Source organism: Enterobacter cloacae complex sp. 2022EL-00981, from assembly GCF_028737495.1.
GTDB lineage: Bacteria > Pseudomonadota > Gammaproteobacteria > Enterobacterales > Enterobacteriaceae > Enterobacter > Enterobacter cloacae.
In genome coordinates this window covers 40,554-58,497 of record NZ_JAQZRK010000010.1, presented here as the reverse complement: position 1 = coordinate 58,497, position 17,944 = coordinate 40,554, and the positions used below count along the sequence as shown (strand labels likewise).

The following is a 17,944-nucleotide window of genomic DNA, read 5'->3' as shown; positions in this document are numbered from 1 at the left end:
ATGCGCCGGATATTATCTGTATTACTGGAAAACGAGTCTGGCGCACTGTCACGCGTTATTGGACTCTTTGCACAACGCGGCTACAACATTGAGAGCCTGACCGTTGCCCCTACCGAGGATCCTACGCTGTCGCGCATGACGATTCAGACCGTCGGCGACGCCAAGGTGCTTGAGCAGATCGAGAAACAGTTACACAAACTTGTCGATGTTCTGCGCGTGAGCGAACTGGGGCAGGGGGCCTATGTAGAACGTGAGGTCATGCTGGTGAAAATTCAGGCCAGCGGTTACGGCCGTGAAGAGGTTAAACGCAACGCGGATATCTTCCGTGGGCAGATTATCGACGTTACCCCTTCTTTATATACGGTTCAGCTGGTGGGAACGAGTGACAAGCTGGACGCATTCCTGGCGTCCGTAAGGGATGTGGCAAAAATTGTTGAAGTTGCGCGGTCGGGCGTTGTCGGTCTTTCGCGCGGCGAGAAAATCATGCGTTAGCAGGCAATAAGGTTCGCCTCTTTCAGCCCGGTCACCAAAGCCGGGCTTTTTTTTGCGTAATACGCCGATAACACAGATAAAAGCGGTTGCCGCGAAAGCTATTCTGCGTTTAGATGTTAAAAGATTTAACCATAACCTTGACAGGGCCATGGACTCTTTTCTTTTTTTAAGGGGCAATTGTGAAACTGGATGAAATCGCCCGGCTAGCCGGCGTGTCACGAACTACGGCCAGCTATGTGATTAACGGTAAAGCAAAGCAGTACCGTGTCAGCGACAAAACCGTTGAGAAAGTCATGGCGGTGGTTCGTGAGCACAACTACCACCCGAATGCTGTCGCAGCGGGCTTACGTGCCGGGCGCACCCGATCGATTGGTCTGGTGATCCCCGATCTGGAAAACACCAGCTACACCCGCATCGCTAACTATCTTGAACGTCAGGCTCGCCAGCGGGGCTATCAGCTCCTGATTGCCTGCTCTGAAGATCAGCCTGATAACGAAATGCGCTGTATTGAGCATCTGCTCCAGCGTCAGGTTGATGCGATCATCGTTTCGACCTCCTTGCCACCCGAGCATCCCTTCTATCAACGCTGGGCGAACGATCCGTTCCCAATCGTTGCACTGGATCGCGCCCTGGACAGAGAGCATTTTACCAGTGTCGTCGGTGCCGATCAGGATGACGCGGAAATGCTGGCCGCGGAGCTGAGAACCTTTCCGGCTGAAACCGTGCTCTATCTTGGGGCGTTGCCTGAGCTTTCTGTGAGTTTCCTGCGTGAGCAAGGCTTCAGAACGGCGTGGAAAGACGACCCGCGCGAGGTTCACTACCTTTATGCCAACAGTTATGAACGCGAAGCCGCTGCGCAGCTGTTCGAGAAATGGCTGGAGACGCACCCGATGCCTCAGGCGCTGTTCACCACTTCATTTGCGTTGCTGCAGGGGGTGATGGATGTCACTTTGCGTCGTGATGGTAAGCTGCCTTCCGATCTCGCTATCGCCACCTTCGGTGATAACGAACTGCTCGACTTCCTGCAATGTCCGGTCCTGGCCGTCGCGCAGCGCCATCGTGATGTGGCGGAGCGCGTGCTGGAGATCGTTCTCGCGAGCCTTGATGAACCACGTAAACCGAAGCCGGGGCTGACGCGCATCAAACGTAATCTCTACCGTCGCGGAATTTTAAGCCGCCATTAATGAAATGAGAGGGGGCAGCGAAAACTGTCCCCTCTTTTTTCTGGATAATTCTGTCAAATAATTCCCGGAGAAAAATTAGGACGATTCCTTAGGAATCAGAACCTGCTATTTTTTTTATTCTTTCAGGCTTTTTAAAATGCCTTTGAAAGAACATTTATACGATTTATAAAGCCTGTCTTTGTATTGTTTTGTTACAAAGCTGCCCGGTCGATGAATATTCAGACGTTTTTCCCCTGCTCCAGCGTGCTCGCCTGCCAGTCGGTTCGTTCATTGCGCATTGTGGTGAATGTGGCGCTGTTATCCCCTGTGAATATGTCTTAAAATGCTGCCCGCGTCGCAAACTGACACTTTATATTTCGATGCGATGATATTGAGTGAGCCTTAACGCTAGTGTGCATATTCGGTTTTTTTCTTACAAATATTCATAACGTTAATTTTGCCTCGCCAGTTGTGCAGTTATTAACCAGGACTGTTTATCTCTGTAAATAGAGCCCTTTCGGGTTCGTATAGAGAGAGTCCTGGCTTGACAAGCTTTTCCCTCGCTCCGTAAACTCCTTTAGGTGGGAATTTGTGGGTTAAAGTGGTGAGGAGGGGTGAGACTGGCATGTTCCGTGGAGCAACGTTAGTCAATCTCGACAGTAAGGGGCGTTTATCGGTACCAACCCGATACCGCGACCAGCTGATCGAGAACGCTTCGGGTCAACTGGTTTGCACCATTGACATCAACTCCCCCTGCCTGCTGCTTTATCCTTTACCTGAATGGGAAATTATTGAGCAAAAGCTGTCGCGACTGTCGAGTATGAACCCACAGGAACGCCGCGTGCAGCGGTTGTTATTGGGGCATGCCAGTGAGTGTCAGATGGATAGTGCTGGGCGATTACTGATTGCGCCTGTGCTGCGGCAGCATGCCGGTCTGACCAAAGAAGTGATGCTGGTCGGTCAGTTCAACAAGTTTGAACTGTGGGACGAAACGACATGGTATCAACAGGTCAAGGAAGATATCGACGCTGAGCAGTCTGATTCCGCTACCTTGTCGGAACGGCTGCAGGACTTGTCTCTATAAATATGATGGAAAATTATAAACATACAACGGTGTTGCTGGATGAGGCCGTCAACGGCCTGAATATTCGTCCGGACGGCATCTACATTGATGGCACTTTTGGTCGCGGTGGCCACTCGCGTTTGATCCTCTCCCAGCTTGGAGCGGAAGGACGTCTGCTGGCAATTGATCGCGATCCGCAGGCGATTGCTGTTGCGCAAACCATCGATGACCCACGCTTTTCCATCGTGCATGGACCTTTCTCTGCGCTGGCGGATTACGTTGCTGAGCGCGGCCTGACGGGCAAGATCGACGGGATTCTTCTCGATCTTGGCGTCTCTTCACCCCAACTTGATGATGCTGAACGCGGCTTCTCCTTTATGCGTGACGGCCCGCTGGACATGCGCATGGATCCCACGCGCGGTCAGTCTGCCGCCGAGTGGTTACAGACCGCAGATGAAGCCGATATCGCCTGGGTGATCAAAACCTTTGGCGAAGAACGTTTTGGCAAGCGCATCGCGCGCGCCATTGTTGAGCGCAATCGTATTGAGCCGATGACCCGCACGAAAGAGCTGGCCGAGGTGATTGCGGCGGCAACACCGGTGAAGGATAAACACAAACACCCCGCGACCCGTACCTTCCAGGCGGTTCGCATCTGGGTAAACAGTGAACTGGAGGAAATAGAGCTGGCGCTAAAAAGCTCGCTCGACGTGTTGGCCCCGGGAGGGCGGTTGTCCATCATCAGCTTCCATTCGCTGGAGGACCGTATTGTGAAACGCTTTATGCGTGAACAAAGCCGCGGTCCACAGGTGCCAGCAGGGCTGCCGATGACGGAAGAACAACTCAGGAAGCTGGGTGGCCGTCAGTTGCGAGCATTAGGCAAGTTGATGCCGGGCGAAGAAGAGGTGGCAGAGAATCCACGCGCCCGTAGTTCAGTGCTGCGTATTGCAGAGAGGACGAACGCATGATCGGCAGAGTGACAGAGACCCTAAGCAAAGTTAAGGATTCGTTAGGAAGCAACGAGCGCCATGCCTTGCCTGGCGTGATCGGCGACGATCTTTTGCGGTTTGGGAAGCTGCCACTCTGCTTGTTCATTTGCATCATTGTGACGGCAGTAACGGTGGTGACGACAGCCCACCACACACGTTTATTGACTGCGCAACGCGAGCAGATGGTACTGGAACGCGATGCGCTGGATATTGAATGGCGAAACCTGATCCTTGAAGAAAACGCGCTCGGCGATCACAGCCGGGTCGAGCGGATCGCAACAGAAAAGCTGCAATTGCAGCATGTTGATCCTTCCCAGGAAAATATCGTAGTACAAAAATAAGGGAAAACGCGACGCATGAGAGCAGCGGCAAAAACGCTAAAACCAAAACGTCAGGAAGAACAGGCCAACTTTATCAGTTGGCGTTTTGCGTTGCTTTGCGGCTGCATTTTACTCGCGCTGGGCTTCCTGCTGGGACGTGTGGCGTGGCTACAAATCATCGCGCCTGACATGCTGGTGCGCCAGGGCGATATGCGCTCTCTGCGCGTACAGGAAGTCTCCACATCTCGCGGGATGATCACCGATCGTTCCGGTCGTCCGCTGGCGGTGAGCGTACCGGTGAAGGCGATCTGGGCCGATCCGAAAGAGCTGCACGATGCCGGTGGTATCACGCTCGACAACCGCTGGAAAGCGCTGTCTGACGCCCTGAAAATGCCGCTGGATCAGCTTGCCTCCCGCGTTAACGCCAACCCGAAAGGGCGCTTTATCTATCTGGCGCGTCAGGTTAACCCTGACATGGCCGATTACATCAGAAAACTGAAGCTCCCGGGTATCCATCTTCGCGAAGAGTCTCGCCGTTACTATCCTTCCGGCGAAGTAACCGCTCACCTCATTGGTTTTACCAACGTCGACAGCCAGGGGATTGAAGGGGTTGAAAAAAGTTTCGATAAGTGGCTTACCGGCCAGCCGGGTGAGCGAATCGTGCGTAAAGACCGCTATGGTCGCGTGATTGAAGATATCTCTTCCACAGACAGCCAGGCCGCGCATAACCTGGCGTTGAGCATTGATGAACGCCTGCAGGCGCTGGTGTATCGCGAACTGAACAATGCCGTGGCCTTTAACAAGGCGGAGTCGGGCAGCGCCGTGCTGGTGGATGTCAGCACTGGTGAAGTGCTGGCGATGGCCAACAGCCCGTCCTACAACCCGAACAACTTTACCGGTACTGCCAAAGATGCGATGCGCAACCGGGCTATTACCGACGTGTTCGAACCTGGCTCCACGGTGAAGCCGATGGTGGTGATGACGGCGCTGCAACGCGGCATCGTCAATGAGAACACGGTTCTGAACACGATCCCTTACCGAATCAACGGCCACGAGATTAAAGACGTGGCGCGCTACAGCGAATTGACCCTGACCGGGGTATTACAGAAGTCGAGTAACGTCGGTGTTTCAAAGCTGGCGTTAGCGATGCCGTCCTCAGCGTTAGTAGAGACTTACTCACGTTTTGGGCTAGGAAAGGCGACCAATTTGGGGTTGGTCGGAGAACGCAGTGGCTTATATCCTCAAAAACAACGGTGGTCTGACATAGAGAGGGCCACCTTCTCTTTCGGCTACGGGCTAATGGTAACCCCGTTACAGTTAGCGCGAGTCTACGCAACGATTGGCAGCTATGGCGTCTATCGCCCACTGTCGATTACCAAAGTTGATCCACCGGTTCCGGGCGAGCGTATCTTCCCGGAATCTATCGTTCGTACCGTTGTGCATATGATGGAAAGCGTGGCGCTACCTGGCGGTGGCGGCGTGAAGGCGGCGATCAAAGGCTATCGCATCGCCATTAAAACCGGTACGGCGAAAAAAGTGGGGCCAGATGGCCGCTACATCAACAAATACATTGCCTATACCGCAGGCGTTGCGCCTGCAAGCAATCCGCGTTTTGCGCTGGTGGTCGTCATTAACGATCCACAGGCGGGTAAATACTACGGCGGCGCCGTTTCAGCGCCTGTGTTCGGCGCCATCATGGGCGGCGTATTACGCACCATGAACGTTGAACCGGACGCGCTGGCAACGGGCGAAAAAAGTGAATTTGTAATTAATCAAGGCGAGGGTACAGGTGGCAGATCGTAATTTGCGCGACCTTCTCGCTCCGTGGGTGCCAAACGCACCTGAGCGAGCGCTACGGGAGATGGTACTGGACAGCCGTGTGGCTGCTTCCGGCGATCTTTTTGTGGCTGTAGTTGGTCATCAGGCGGACGGGCGTCGATATATCCCGCAGGCGATTGCGCAAGGTGTAGCTGCCATTATTGCTGAGGCTAAAGATGAGGCAACCGACGGTGAAATCCGTGAAATGCACGGTGTGCCGGTTATCTACCTTAGCCAGTTGAATGAGCGACTCTCCGCACTGGCGGGACGTTTTTATAACGAGCCTTCAGACCAGCTGCGTCTGGTGGGCGTGACGGGTACTAACGGAAAAACGACGACCACCCAATTGATGGCGCAATGGGCGCAGCTGCTGGGAGAAACCGGCGCCGTAATGGGCACCGTGGGGAATGGGCTGCTGGGTAAAGTGAGCCCGACGGAAAACACCACCGGCTCCGCGGTTGACGTACAACATGTGATTGCCGGTCTGGCAGGGCAGGGTGCGACCTTTGCCGCGATGGAAGTCTCCTCTCATGGTCTGGTACAGCATCGTGTGGCGGCGTTGAAATTTGCCGCCTCCGTGTTCACGAACCTGAGTCGCGATCATCTTGATTACCATGGTGATATGGAGCATTACGAGGCCGCGAAATGGCTGCTCTTCTCCACGCATCACTATGGACAGGCCATTATCAACGCTGATGACGAAGTGGGGCGCCGCTGGCTTGCGAAGCTGCCGGATGCGGTTGCGGTGTCGATGGAAGACCATATCAATCCGAACTGCCATGGCCGCTGGCTGAAGGCGGTTGAGGTTAATTATCACGACAGTGGCGCGACGATTCGCTTTGCTTCTTCCTGGGGTGAAGGCGAAATTGAAAGCCGCCTGATGGGGGCGTTTAACGTCAGCAACCTCCTGCTGGCGCTGGCAACGCTGCTGGCGTTGGGCTATCCGATGGCCGAACTGCTCAACACCGCAGAGCGTCTGCAGCCCGTCTGTGGCCGTATGGAAGTGTTTAGTGCACCAGGTAAACCGACCGTTGTTGTCGATTATGCCCACACGCCGGATGCGCTGGAAAAAGCGCTTGAAGCGGCACGTCTGCACTGCGCCGGTAAGCTCTGGTGTGTGTTTGGCTGTGGGGGCGATCGTGACAAGGGCAAGCGTCCGTTGATGGGTGCCATCGCCGAACAGTTCGCGGATATTCCGGTTGTGACCGATGACAACCCGCGTACTGAAGAGCCGCGCGCCATTATCAACGATATCCTGGCCGGTATGCTGGACGCAGGACGTGCCCGCGTGGTGGAAGGCCGTGCGGAAGCCGTGACCAACGCCATCATGCAGGCGCAGGAGAACGACGTCGTGCTCCTGGCGGGTAAAGGCCATGAAGATTATCAGATTGTTGGCAATCGTCGTCTGGACTATTCGGACCGTGTAACGGCAGCGCGTCTGTTGGGAGTGGTGGCATGATCAGCTTAACGCTCGGCAAGGCGGCAACCCTCCTGCAGGGTACGTTACATGGTCAGGATCTGACCATCGACGCCGTGACGACAGATACCCGTAAAGTGACCGCCGGGTGCCTGTTTGTGGCGCTGAAGGGCGAACGTTTTGACGCCCACGATTTTGCTGAACAGGCGAAAGAGAATGGTGCGGGTGCGCTGCTGGTGAACCGCAAACTCGATATCGATTTACCGCAGATTGTGGTGAAGGATACGCGCCTTGCCTTCGGTGAGCTGGCAGCATGGGTTCGTCAGCAGGTGCCAGCTCGCGTTGTTGCTCTGACGGGGTCTTCGGGCAAAACATCAGTAAAAGAGATGACGGCGGCGATCCTCAGTCAGTGCGGTAACACGCTTTACACCGCAGGCAATCTAAATAATGACATCGGCGTGCCGATGACATTGCTTCGCCTCACCAAAGAGCATGACTTTGCGGTGATTGAATTAGGGGCAAACCACCAGGGTGAAATTGCCTGGACGGTCAGCCTGACGCGTCCGGAGGCTGCGCTGGTGAACAACCTGGCCGCCGCGCATCTGGAAGGTTTCGGTTCACTTGAAGGCGTGGCGAAAGCCAAAGGTGAGATCTATACCGGCCTGCCGGATAACGGTATTGCCATTATGAATGCCGATAATAACGACTGGTTGAACTGGCAGAGCATCATCGGTTCACGTAAGACATGGCGCTTCTCGCCTAATGCGGCAGACAGTGATTTTACCGCGACCCAGATCCATGTGACTTCGCATGGCACGGAATTCACGCTCAATACCCCAACGGGAGGCATTGAGGTTCTGCTGCCGCTGCCGGGTCGCCATAACATCGCTAATGCGCTTGCTGCCGCGGCGCTGTCGATGGCCGTCGGCGCAACACATGACGCGATCAAAACTGGCCTTGCGAATTTAAAAGCCGTACCGGGACGTCTGTTCCCAGTCCAGCTTGCAGAAAACAAACTGCTGCTGGATGACTCCTACAACGCGAACGTCGGTTCGATGACGGCAGCCGTACAGGTGTTGTCCGAAATGCCAGGCTATCGCGTGATGGTGGTTGGCGATATGGCCGAGTTGGGCGATGAGAGCGAAGCCTGTCATATCCAGGTGGGTGAAGCCGCGAAAGCGGCCGGGCTGGATTGCGTACTGAGCGCAGGAAAACTGAGCCAGGCGATTAGCCATGCCAGCGGTGTTGGCGAACATTTTGCCGATAAAGCCGCACTGATTGAACGTCTGAAGACGTTGATTACTGAAAAACAAATTGTGACTGTGTTAGTGAAAGGTTCACGTAGTGCCGCCATGGAAGAGGTAGTGCACGCATTACAGGAGAACGGGACATGTTAGTTTGGCTGGCCGAACATTTGGTCAAATATTACTCAGGCTTTAACGTCTTTTCCTATCTGACGTTTCGCGCCATTGTCAGCCTGCTGACTGCGCTGTTCATCTCGTTGTGGATGGGCCCGCGCATGATTGCCCGTCTGCAAAAACTCTCTTTCGGCCAGGTTGTGCGTAACGATGGTCCGGAATCGCACTTCAGCAAGCGCGGTACGCCAACCATGGGCGGGATTATGATCCTGACCGCGATCGTGGTTTCCGTGCTGCTGTGGGCCTATCCATCCAACCCGTACGTCTGGTGTGTGCTGACTGTGCTGGTGGGCTACGGAATCATTGGGTTTGTTGATGATTACCGCAAAGTGGTACGTAAAGACACGAAAGGTCTGATCGCCCGCTGGAAATATTTCTGGATGTCGGTGATTGCGCTGGGCGTGGCCTTCGCGCTGTATCTGGCCGGAAAAGACACTCCCGCTACCGAGCTGGTGGTGCCGTTCTTTAAAGACGTCATGCCGCAACTGGGGCTGTTCTACATTCTTCTGGCGTACTTCGTGATTGTGGGCACCGGTAACGCGGTGAACCTGACCGATGGTCTGGATGGCCTGGCCATTATGCCGACGGTGTTCGTGGCCGCAGGTTTCGCGCTGGTGGCGTGGGCGACCGGCAACATGAACTTTGCCAACTATTTGCACATTCCTTATCTGCGTCACGCGGGCGAGCTGGTGATCGTCTGTACGGCCATTGTCGGGGCGGGGCTGGGCTTCCTGTGGTTCAACACCTATCCGGCCCAGGTCTTTATGGGTGACGTCGGTTCACTGGCTCTGGGCGGCGCGCTGGGCATTATTGCCGTGCTGCTGCGCCAGGAGTTCCTGCTGGTCATCATGGGCGGGGTATTTGTGGTTGAGACCCTGTCGGTGATCCTGCAGGTCGGTTCCTTTAAGCTGCGCGGCCAGCGCATCTTCCGTATGGCACCGATTCACCATCACTATGAACTGAAAGGCTGGCCAGAGCCGCGCGTCATCGTGCGCTTCTGGATTATTTCGCTGATGCTGGTGCTGATTGGCCTGGCAACGCTGAAGGTACGTTAATCATGGCAGATTACCAGGGCAAAAAAGTCGTTATCATCGGGTTGGGCCTTACTGGCCTGTCCTGCGTGGACTTTTTCCTTGCGCGCGGCGTGACGCCGCGGGTGATGGATACGCGTGTTTCTCCGCCGGGTCTGGACAAACTGCCGGAACAGGTTGAACGCCACCTTGGTGGTCTGAATGATGACTGGCTGCTGGCAGCCGATCTGATTGTGGCCAGCCCCGGTATGGCGCTGGCGCACCCTTCACTGAGCGCCGCAGCCGATGCGGGCGTTGAGATTGTCGGTGATATCGAGCTGTTCTGCCGCGAAGCGCAGGCGCCTGTTATCGCCATTACCGGCTCTAACGGAAAAAGCACCGTCACTACCCTGGTGGGTGAGATGGCGAAAGCGGCGGGCAAAAATGTCGGCGTTGGCGGCAACATTGGTTTGCCCGCGCTGATGCTGCTGGACAAAGGCTGCGAGCTGTACGTGCTGGAACTCTCCAGCTTCCAGCTGGAAACCACCTCCAGCCTGCATGCTGCCGCGGCCACAATCCTGAACGTGACCGAAGATCATATGGACAGGTATCCGTTTGGTCTACAGCAGTATCGCGCAGCCAAACTGCGTATATATGAAAATGCCAAAGTCTGCGTCGTTAACGCCGATGATGCCCTGACCATGCCAGTACGCGGCGCCGATGACCGCTGCATCAGCTTTGGTATCACCATGGGTGATTATCATCTGAACCGTCAGCTAGGTGAAACCTGGCTGCGGGTGAAAGGTGAGAAAGTGCTGAACGTGAAGGAGATGAAGCTTTCCGGTCAGCATAACTACACCAATGCGCTGGCGGCGCTGGCGCTGGCGGATGCCGTCGGTCTGCCACGCTCCTCCAGCCTGCAGGCGCTAACCACCTTTACCGGTCTGGCGCACCGTTTCCAGCTGGCGCTGGAGCATAACGGCGTACGCTGGATCAATGATTCCAAAGCCACCAACGTAGGCAGTACAGAGGCCGCGCTGAATGGTTTGCAGGTGGAAGGTACTCTGCATCTGCTGCTGGGTGGCGACGGTAAGTCCGCCGATTTCACCTCCCTGAAGCAGTATCTCTCCGGCGATAACATCCGTCTCTACTGCTTTGGTCGTGATGGCAGGGAACTGGCGGAATTGCGTCCTGAGATCGCCGAGCAGACCGAAACCATGGAACAGGCAATGCGCCTGATTGCTCCTCGCGTGAAGCCGGGCGATATGGTGCTGCTCTCTCCGGCATGCGCCAGCCTTGATCAATTCAATAATTTCGAACAGCGTGGTGATCTCTTTACCCGCCTGGCGAAGGAGTTAGGCTGATGCGTTTATCTCTCCCTCGCCTGAAAATGCCGCGCTTCCCAGGATTTGGTGTCCTGGTGTGGTTGTTTGCGGCACTGAAAGGCTGGGTGATGGGCTCTCGTCAGAAAGATAACGACAGCCTGATCATGTACGATCGCACGCTCTTCTGGCTCACCCTGGGGCTGGCGGCGGTCGGCTTTATTATGGTGACGTCAGCATCAATGCCCGTCGGGCAGCGACTGGCGAACGATCCTTTCCTGTTTGCCAAGCGTGATGGTCTGTACATCATCCTGGCGTTCTGTCTTGCGCTGATAACCTTACGTCTGCCAATGGCGTTCTGGCAGCGACACAGTACCGCGATGCTGATCGCCTCGATCATCATGCTGCTGATCGTGCTGGTGGTGGGGAGTTCCGTAAACGGGGCATCGCGCTGGATCGCCTTTGGTCCGCTGCGTATTCAGCCTGCAGAATTTACCAAACTGTCCCTGTTCTGCTACCTGGCGAACTACCTGGTGCGCAAAGTAGATGAAGTGCGTAATAACCTTCGCGGCTTCCTGAAACCGATGGGCGTGATTCTGGTGCTGGCGGTCTTACTGCTGGCGCAGCCTGACCTTGGTACCGTGGTGGTACTGTTTGTGACGACGCTGGCGATGCTGTTCCTGGCGGGGGCGAAACTGTGGCAGTTCATCGCCATTATCGGGATGGGTATTTCAGCGGTTGTCCTGCTGATCCTTGCTGAACCATACCGTATCCGCCGTGTGACCTCGTTCTGGAACCCGTGGGAAGATCCGTTTGGCAGTGGCTATCAGCTGACGCAGTCACTCATGGCGTTTGGCCGCGGTGAAGTCTGGGGACAAGGCCTGGGCAACTCGGTTCAGAAACTGGAGTATTTACCCGAAGCGCATACTGACTTCATCTTCTCCATTATTGCAGAAGAACTGGGTTATATCGGTGTGGTATTAGCGCTATTAATGGTATTCTTCGTCGCTTTCCGCGCCATGTCGATTGGGCGGAAAGCGCTGGAGATCGATCACCGCTTCTCAGGTTTCTTAGCCTGTTCAATTGGTATCTGGTTTAGCTTCCAGGCATTGGTTAACGTCGGGGCCGCAGCGGGTATGCTGCCGACCAAGGGCCTGACATTGCCGTTGATCAGTTATGGTGGTTCCAGTCTGTTGATCATGTCGACGGCCATCATGATGTTGTTACGTATAGATTATGAAACGCGTCTGGAAAAAGCCCAGGCGTTTACACGAGGTTCACGATGAATCAACCGAAGCGGTTAATGGTGATGGCAGGCGGTACCGGTGGACATGTGTTCCCGGGGCTGGCGGTTGCGCACCATTTAATGGATCAGGGTTGGCAGGTACGCTGGCTGGGAACCGCAGACCGCATGGAGGCCGACCTGGTACCGAAGCACGGTATTGAGATCGACTTTATTCGTATTTCTGGCCTTCGTGGCAAAGGCATTAAGGCCCAGCTTCTGGCGCCGGTGCGCATTTTCAACGCATGGCGTCAGGCGCGCAGCATCATGAAGCGCTTTCAGCCGGATGTGGTGCTGGGCATGGGCGGTTATGTTTCCGGTCCGGGTGGTCTTGCCGCGTGGTCGTTGGGCATTCCCGTTGTACTGCATGAGCAGAATGGTATTGCCGGACTGACCAATAAGTGGCTGGCGAAAATCGCCACCAAAGTGATGCAGGCATTTCCTGGTGCGTTCCCGAAAGCGGACGTCGTCGGGAACCCGGTGCGTGTGGATGTGCTGGCGCTGCCGTTGCCGGATACCCGCATGGCTGGCCGTGAAGGCCCTGTTCGCGTGCTGGTCGTCGGCGGATCGCAGGGCGCACGCATCCTGAACCAGACGATGCCGCAGGTTGCCGCAAAGCTGGGTGATGCCGTGACCATCTGGCATCAAAGCGGAAAAGGCGCTCAGCAGACCGTTGAGCAGGCTTATGCGGCAGAAGGTCAGCGGCAGCACAAAGTGACGGAATTTATCGACGATATGGCGGCAGCGTACGCCTGGGCCGATGTCGTGGTCTGTCGCTCCGGTGCATTAACGGTGAGTGAAATTGCCGCCGCGGGTTTACCGGCTCTGTTTGTGCCGTTCCAGCACAAAGATCGTCAGCAGTACTGGAATGCGCTGCCGCTTGAAAAAGCCGGTGCCGCGAAAATATTCGAGCAGCCACAATTTACCGCCGATGCGGTCGCCACCACCCTGGCGGGCTGGAACCGGGAAACATTAATGGAGATGGCGCAACGCGCACGTGCGGCGGCCATTCCTGATGCAACGGAACGGGTGGCAAAAGAAGTGAGCCTGGCAGCCCAGGCTTAACCCTCGCAGCGCGTGAAGCGCGGCACGAATTTTTTAAGTAGTCGATGGCGTTTAGAGAATGAATACACAACAACTGGCAAAACTGCGTTCAATCGTGCCCGAGATGCGTCGCGTCCGGCACATTCACTTTGTTGGCATCGGTGGTGCTGGCATGGGCGGTATTGCCGAAGTGTTAGCTAACGAAGGCTATCAGATCAGCGGGTCTGACCTGGCGCCAAACCCTGTTACGCAGCAACTGGCGTCGCTTGGGGCGACTATCTATTTCAACCATCGCCCGGAAAACGTGCGCGATGCGAGTGTGGTGGTGGTATCCAGCGCCATCTCCTCTGATAACCCGGAAATCGTGGCCGCGCATGAAGCGCGTATTCCGGTGATCCGCCGCGCGGAAATGCTGGCAGAGCTGATGCGTTTTCGTCACGGGATTGCGATTGCCGGGACGCACGGTAAAACCACGACCACGGCGATGGTTTCCAGTATTTATGCCGAAGCGGGTCTCGACCCGACGTTCGTCAACGGCGGCCTGGTAAAAGCAGCAGGTGTGCATGCGCGTCTGGGCCACAGCCGTTATCTGATTGCGGAAGCGGATGAGAGCGATGCGTCGTTCCTGCATCTGCAGCCGATGGTGGCGATTGTCACTAACATCGAAGCTGACCACATGGATACATACCAGGGCGACTTCGAGAACTTAAAGCAGACCTTTATCAACTTCCTGCACAACCTGCCGTTCTATGGACGCGCGGTAATGTGTGTGGACGATCCGGTCATTCGCGAGTTGCTGCCGCGGGTTGGTCGTCAGATCACCACCTATGGCTTCAGCGAAGACGCGGATGTCCGCGTGGAAGAGTACAAACAGATTGGTGCGCAGGGGCATTTCACCCTGGCGCGTCAGGACAAAGAACTCCTGCACGTGACGCTGAACGCTCCAGGACGTCATAACGCCCTGAACGCAGCCGCGGCGGTGGCCGTCGCGACGGAAGAAGGCATTGATGACGATGCGATCCTGCGTGCGCTGGAAAGCTTCCAGGGAACCGGGCGTCGTTTCGACTTCCTGGGTGAGTTCCCGCTGGATGCCGTGAACGGCAAACCGGGCACAGCCATGCTGGTGGACGACTATGGCCACCATCCGACCGAAGTGGACGCGACCATCAAGGCGGCGCGTGCGGGCTGGCCAGAGAAGAACCTGGTGATGATCTTCCAGCCGCACCGTTTTACGCGTACGCGCGATCTGTACGACGATTTCGCCAGCGTGCTGTCGCAGGTGGACACATTGCTGATGCTGGATGTTTATTCTGCGGGCGAAACGCCGATCCCGGGTGCGGACAGCCGTTCTCTGTGTCGAACCATTCGCGGACGCGGCAAAGTAGACCCTATTCTGGTTTCTGATCCTGCTCAGGTCGCCGAAATTCTGGCGCCGGTACTGACAGGTAACGATTTGATTCTGATTCAGGGTGCGGGAAATATCGGCAAAATCGCCCGTACCTTAGCTGAAATCAAACTGAAGCCGCAAACGCAGGAGGATGAGCATCATGGCTGATAAGATTGCTGTCCTGTCTGGCGGCACCTCCGCTGAGCGCGAGGTTTCCCTGAATTCAGGCGCTGCTGTACTGGCGGGCCTGCGTGAAGGGGGCGTTAATGCTCATCTGGTCGATCCGAAAGAGGTCGATGTGACGCAACTGAAAGCCATGGGCTTCGATAAAGTCTTTATTGCTTTGCACGGTCGTGGCGGTGAAGACGGTACCCTGCAAGGGTTGCTGGATCTCATCGGTATGCCCTACACCGGCAGCGGCGTGATGGCCTCCGCCATCTCAATGGATAAACTGCGCAGTAAGCTGCTGTGGCAGGGAGCGGGTTTGCCGGTTGCGCCGTGGGTTGCGTTGACGCGCCGCGAATTTGAAATGGGCCTTCAGGATAGCGTTAATGCACGCATTGCTGAGCTGGGCTTACCGGTTATTGTAAAGCCCAGCCGTGAAGGGTCGAGCGTTGGGATGTCCAAAGTTGATAAAGCTGACGATTTATCGTCTGCTTTAGCGCTGGCATTTCAACACGATGAAGAAGTTCTGATTGAAAAATGGCTCAGCGGACCGGAATTTACCGTGGCGATGCTTGGTGAAGAAATTTTACCGTCGATTCGCATCCAACCTGCTGGCGTCTTCTATGATTATGAGGCGAAGTATCTCTCTGACGAGACGCAATATTTCTGCCCAGCAGGTCTTGAAGCAGAACGTGAAGCGGATTTACAGTCCCTGGTGCTTAAAGCCTGGCATGTTCTGGGTTGCAGTGGCTGGGGACGCATTGATGTGATGCTCGACAGCGATGGGCAATTTTATTTGCTGGAAGCGAATACTTCTCCAGGCATGACCAGCCACAGCCTTGTGCCGATGGCCGCGCGTCAGGCGGGGATGAGCTTCTCGCAGTTAGTCGTACGTATTCTGGACCAGGCGGGCTGATATGTCTCAGGCTGCATTGAACACGCGCAACCGCGATGACGAGGAAGAATATTCTTCTTCACGCCGGAGTAATGGAACGCGTCTTGCAGGGATTATTTTCCTGCTCGGGGTGCTGTGCACCGTGTTTATCAGCGGCTGGATGGTACTGGGCTGGATGGAAGATGCGCAGCGGTTGCCGCTGTCGAAGCTGGTGGTCACCGGTGAACGCCACTACACGCGTAACGATGATATTCGCCAGTCGATTCTGGCACTGGGGTCGCCTGGCACCTTTATGACGCAGGATGTCAACATTATCCAGAGTCAGATTGAACGTCTGCCCTGGATAAAACAGGCGAGTGTAAGAAAGCAATGGCCTGATGAATTGAAGATTCATCTGGTTGAATATGTGCCCATTGCGCGTTGGAATGATCAGCACATGGTTGACGTAGACGGAAATTCCTTCAGCGTCCCGGCCGATCGTGTCAACAAGCAAAATTTACCGATGTTGTATGGTCCTGAAGGCAGCGAAAACGAAGTATTACAGGGTTTTCGCGAGATGGGGCAAGTGCTGGCGAAGGACAGGTTTACGTTAAAAGAAGCTGCGATGACGGCGCGCCGTTCGTGGCAGCTCACCTTAACGAATGGCATTAAGCTCAACCTTGGCCGCGGCGACACGATGAAGCGTCTGGCGCGTTTTGTAGAACTTTACCCGGTTTTACAGCAGCAGGCACAGACTGACGGCAAACGGATAAGCTACGTTGATTTGCGCTATGACTCAGGCGCAGCAGTCGGTTGGGTACCGGCTCCGGTCGAGGAACCTAATCAGCAACAGAATCAGGCACAGGTACAGGCAGAACAACAATGATCAAGGCGACGGACAGAAAACTGGTAGTTGGACTGGAGATTGGCACCGCGAAGGTTGCCGCTTTAGTAGGGGAAGTTCTGCCCGACGGTATGGTCAATATCATTGGCGTGGGCAGTTGCCCGTCCCGTGGTATGGATAAAGGTGGGGTAAACGATCTTGAGTCGGTGGTGAAATGCGTGCAGCGAGCCATCGATCAGGCTGAATTAATGGCAGATTGCCAGATTTCCTCTGTCTATCTGGCCCTCTCTGGTAAGCATATCAGCTGCCAGAACGAAATCGGCATGGTGCCCATTTCTGAAGAAGAAGTGACGCAGGAAGACGTTGAAAACGTTGTGCATACGGCGAAGTCCGTGCGCGTGCGCGATGAGCATCGCGTGCTGCACGTGATCCCGCAGGAATATGCGATCGACTACCAGGAAGGGATCAAGAACCCGGTTGGTCTGTCTGGCGTGCGTATGCAGGCAAAAGTGCACCTGATCACATGTCATAACGATATGGCGAAGAACATCGTAAAAGCCGTTGAACGTTGTGGCCTGAAAGTTGACCAACTTATTTTCGCCGGTCTGGCGGCAAGCTATTCCGTGCTGACCGAAGATGAACGTGAACTGGGCGTCTGTGTGGTCGATATTGGTGGTGGTACAATGGATATGGCCGTGTATACCGGCGGTGCCCTGCGCCACACCAAAGTGATCCCTTACGCGGGGAACGTGGTTACCAGCGATATTGCCTACGCGTTTGGTACGCCGCCAAGCGATGCAGAAGCGATTAAAGTGCGCCACGGTTGTGCGCTGGGGTCTATCGTTGGCAAAGATGAGAGCGTTGAAGTGCCAAGCGTGGGCGGCCGTCCGCCGCGTAGCCTGCAGCGCCAGACGTTGGCAGAGGTGATTGAGCCGCGCTATACCGAGCTGCTCAACCTGGTCAACGAAGAGATTTTGCAATTACAGGAACAGCTTCGCCAGCAGGGCGTAAAACATCATCTTGCGGCGGGGATTGTATTAACCGGCGGTGCAGCGCAAATTGAAGGTCTTGCGGCCTGTGCGCAGCGTGTGTTCCATACGCAGGTGCGTATTGGCGCACCGCTGAATATTACCGGTTTAACGGATTATGCCCAGGAGCCTTACTATTCAACGGCTGTGGGCCTGCTCCACTACGGGAAAGAATCCCATCTCAGTGGTGAAGCAGAAGTGGAAAAACGCGTCTCAGTGGGGTCGTGGGTCAAACGACTGAACAACTGGCTGCGAAAAGAGTTTTAATTTTTTTAAGAGACCGGAGAGAATTAACGGTCTCGGGCGACAGG

At 55.4% G+C, this 17,944-nt stretch carries 16 protein-coding genes; all 16 read left to right on the top strand.

Going from position 1 to position 17,944, the window contains the following annotated elements; all coding sequences use genetic code 11:
- The 16 genes from ilvN (at position 1) to ftsA (ending at position 17,900) form a co-directional block, all read left to right on the top strand.
- Positions 1-492 carry an acetolactate synthase small subunit gene (gene ilvN, locus PUZ33_RS11060; protein ID WP_008501994.1) on the top strand — a complete coding sequence of 164 codons (492 nt, stop codon included), beginning with the start codon at positions 1-3 and terminating at the stop codon, positions 490-492.
- A 179-nt stretch (positions 493-671) separates the two neighbouring features.
- Positions 672-1,676, top strand: a complete 1,005-nt coding sequence (gene cra, locus PUZ33_RS11055) for a catabolite repressor/activator (protein WP_013095565.1) — start codon at positions 672-674, stop codon at positions 1,674-1,676.
- A gap of 604 nt (positions 1,677-2,280) precedes the next feature.
- Complete coding sequence (mraZ, locus tag PUZ33_RS11050; protein WP_014830641.1) at positions 2,281-2,739, top strand: division/cell wall cluster transcriptional repressor MraZ; 459 nt, start codon at positions 2,281-2,283, stop codon at positions 2,737-2,739.
- A gap of 2 nt (positions 2,740-2,741) precedes the next feature.
- On the top strand, positions 2,742-3,683 hold the full coding sequence (gene rsmH, locus PUZ33_RS11045) for a 16S rRNA (cytosine(1402)-N(4))-methyltransferase RsmH (RefSeq protein WP_013095568.1): 942 nt from the start codon (positions 2,742-2,744) through the stop codon (positions 3,681-3,683).
- The gene (gene ftsL / locus PUZ33_RS11040; RefSeq protein WP_008501989.1) at positions 3,680-4,045 is read left to right on the top strand and encodes a cell division protein FtsL; all 366 of its coding nucleotides are present in this window, start codon (positions 3,680-3,682) and stop codon (positions 4,043-4,045) included. The genes rsmH and ftsL overlap by 4 nt, the downstream gene beginning before the upstream one ends.
- A gap of 15 nt (positions 4,046-4,060) precedes the next feature.
- Entirely contained in the window at positions 4,061-5,827 is a 1,767-nt protein-coding gene (locus tag PUZ33_RS11035; protein WP_023620014.1) for a peptidoglycan glycosyltransferase FtsI, read from the top strand.
- Positions 5,814-7,301, top strand: a complete 1,488-nt coding sequence (gene murE, locus PUZ33_RS11030; protein ID WP_013095570.1) for a UDP-N-acetylmuramoyl-L-alanyl-D-glutamate--2,6-diaminopimelate ligase — start codon at positions 5,814-5,816, stop codon at positions 7,299-7,301. Before PUZ33_RS11035 ends, murE begins: the two co-directional genes overlap by 14 nt.
- Positions 7,298-8,656: a UDP-N-acetylmuramoyl-tripeptide--D-alanyl-D-alanine ligase gene (gene murF / locus PUZ33_RS11025; RefSeq protein ID WP_058681534.1), complete on the top strand. Its 1,359-nt coding sequence runs from the start codon at positions 7,298-7,300 to the stop codon at positions 8,654-8,656. Before murE ends, murF begins: the two co-directional genes overlap by 4 nt.
- Positions 8,650-9,732 carry a phospho-N-acetylmuramoyl-pentapeptide-transferase gene (mraY, locus tag PUZ33_RS11020; protein WP_008501985.1) on the top strand — a complete coding sequence of 361 codons (1,083 nt, stop codon included), beginning with the start codon at positions 8,650-8,652 and terminating at the stop codon, positions 9,730-9,732. Before murF ends, mraY begins: the two co-directional genes overlap by 7 nt.
- 2 nt (positions 9,733-9,734) lie before the next feature.
- On the top strand, positions 9,735-11,051 hold the full coding sequence (gene murD, locus PUZ33_RS11015) for a UDP-N-acetylmuramoyl-L-alanine--D-glutamate ligase (RefSeq protein ID WP_058681535.1): 1,317 nt from the start codon (positions 9,735-9,737) through the stop codon (positions 11,049-11,051).
- Positions 11,051-12,295 carry a cell division protein FtsW gene (gene ftsW, locus PUZ33_RS11010; RefSeq protein ID WP_013095573.1) on the top strand — a complete coding sequence of 415 codons (1,245 nt, stop codon included), beginning with the start codon at positions 11,051-11,053 and terminating at the stop codon, positions 12,293-12,295. Before murD ends, ftsW begins: the two co-directional genes overlap by 1 nt.
- A complete protein-coding gene (gene murG, locus PUZ33_RS11005; RefSeq protein WP_058681536.1) occupies positions 12,292-13,356 on the top strand; it encodes an undecaprenyldiphospho-muramoylpentapeptide beta-N-acetylglucosaminyltransferase in 1,065 nt (354 codons plus the stop codon). The genes ftsW and murG overlap by 4 nt, the downstream gene beginning before the upstream one ends.
- Before the next feature lie 58 nt (positions 13,357-13,414).
- A complete protein-coding gene (gene murC / locus PUZ33_RS11000) occupies positions 13,415-14,890 on the top strand; it encodes a UDP-N-acetylmuramate--L-alanine ligase (RefSeq protein ID WP_013095575.1) in 1,476 nt (491 codons plus the stop codon).
- Positions 14,883-15,803, top strand: coding sequence for a D-alanine--D-alanine ligase (locus PUZ33_RS10995; protein ID WP_058681537.1), 921 nt, complete (start codon positions 14,883-14,885; stop codon positions 15,801-15,803). Before murC ends, PUZ33_RS10995 begins: the two co-directional genes overlap by 8 nt.
- A gap of 1 nt (position 15,804) precedes the next feature.
- Positions 15,805-16,647, top strand: coding sequence for a cell division protein FtsQ (ftsQ, locus tag PUZ33_RS10990; RefSeq protein WP_013095577.1), 843 nt, complete (start codon positions 15,805-15,807; stop codon positions 16,645-16,647).
- Positions 16,644-17,900 carry a cell division protein FtsA gene (ftsA, locus tag PUZ33_RS10985; RefSeq protein ID WP_006173845.1) on the top strand — a complete coding sequence of 419 codons (1,257 nt, stop codon included), beginning with the start codon at positions 16,644-16,646 and terminating at the stop codon, positions 17,898-17,900. Before ftsQ ends, ftsA begins: the two co-directional genes overlap by 4 nt.
- Positions 17,901-17,944: the final 44 nt, after the last annotated feature.

Excerpts from the sequence above, each read along its gene's own strand:
- ilvN (WP_008501994.1), top strand. The coding sequence starts at position 1 with ATGCGCCGGATATTATCTGTATTACTGGAAAACGAGTCTGGCGCACTG.
- ftsL (WP_008501989.1), top strand. The coding sequence starts at position 3,680 with ATGATCGGCAGAGTGACAGAGACCCTAAGCAAAGTTAAGGATTCGTTA.
- murC (WP_013095575.1), top strand. The coding sequence starts at position 13,415 with ATGAATACACAACAACTGGCAAAACTGCGTTCAATCGTGCCCGAGATG.
- ftsA (WP_006173845.1), top strand. The coding sequence starts at position 16,644 with ATGATCAAGGCGACGGACAGAAAACTGGTAGTTGGACTGGAGATTGGC.
- murG (WP_058681536.1), top strand. The coding sequence starts at position 12,292 with ATGAATCAACCGAAGCGGTTAATGGTGATGGCAGGCGGTACCGGTGGA.
- murF (WP_058681534.1), top strand. The coding sequence starts at position 7,298 with ATGATCAGCTTAACGCTCGGCAAGGCGGCAACCCTCCTGCAGGGTACG.
- PUZ33_RS11035 (WP_023620014.1), top strand. The coding sequence starts at position 4,061 with ATGAGAGCAGCGGCAAAAACGCTAAAACCAAAACGTCAGGAAGAACAG.
- murD (WP_058681535.1), top strand. The coding sequence starts at position 9,735 with ATGGCAGATTACCAGGGCAAAAAAGTCGTTATCATCGGGTTGGGCCTT.
- mraY (WP_008501985.1), top strand. The coding sequence starts at position 8,650 with ATGTTAGTTTGGCTGGCCGAACATTTGGTCAAATATTACTCAGGCTTT.
- PUZ33_RS10995 (WP_058681537.1), top strand. The coding sequence starts at position 14,883 with ATGGCTGATAAGATTGCTGTCCTGTCTGGCGGCACCTCCGCTGAGCGC.
- mraZ (WP_014830641.1), top strand. The coding sequence starts at position 2,281 with ATGTTCCGTGGAGCAACGTTAGTCAATCTCGACAGTAAGGGGCGTTTA.
- ftsQ (WP_013095577.1), top strand. The coding sequence starts at position 15,805 with ATGTCTCAGGCTGCATTGAACACGCGCAACCGCGATGACGAGGAAGAA.
- rsmH (WP_013095568.1), top strand. The coding sequence starts at position 2,742 with ATGATGGAAAATTATAAACATACAACGGTGTTGCTGGATGAGGCCGTC.
- ftsW (WP_013095573.1), top strand. The coding sequence starts at position 11,051 with ATGCGTTTATCTCTCCCTCGCCTGAAAATGCCGCGCTTCCCAGGATTT.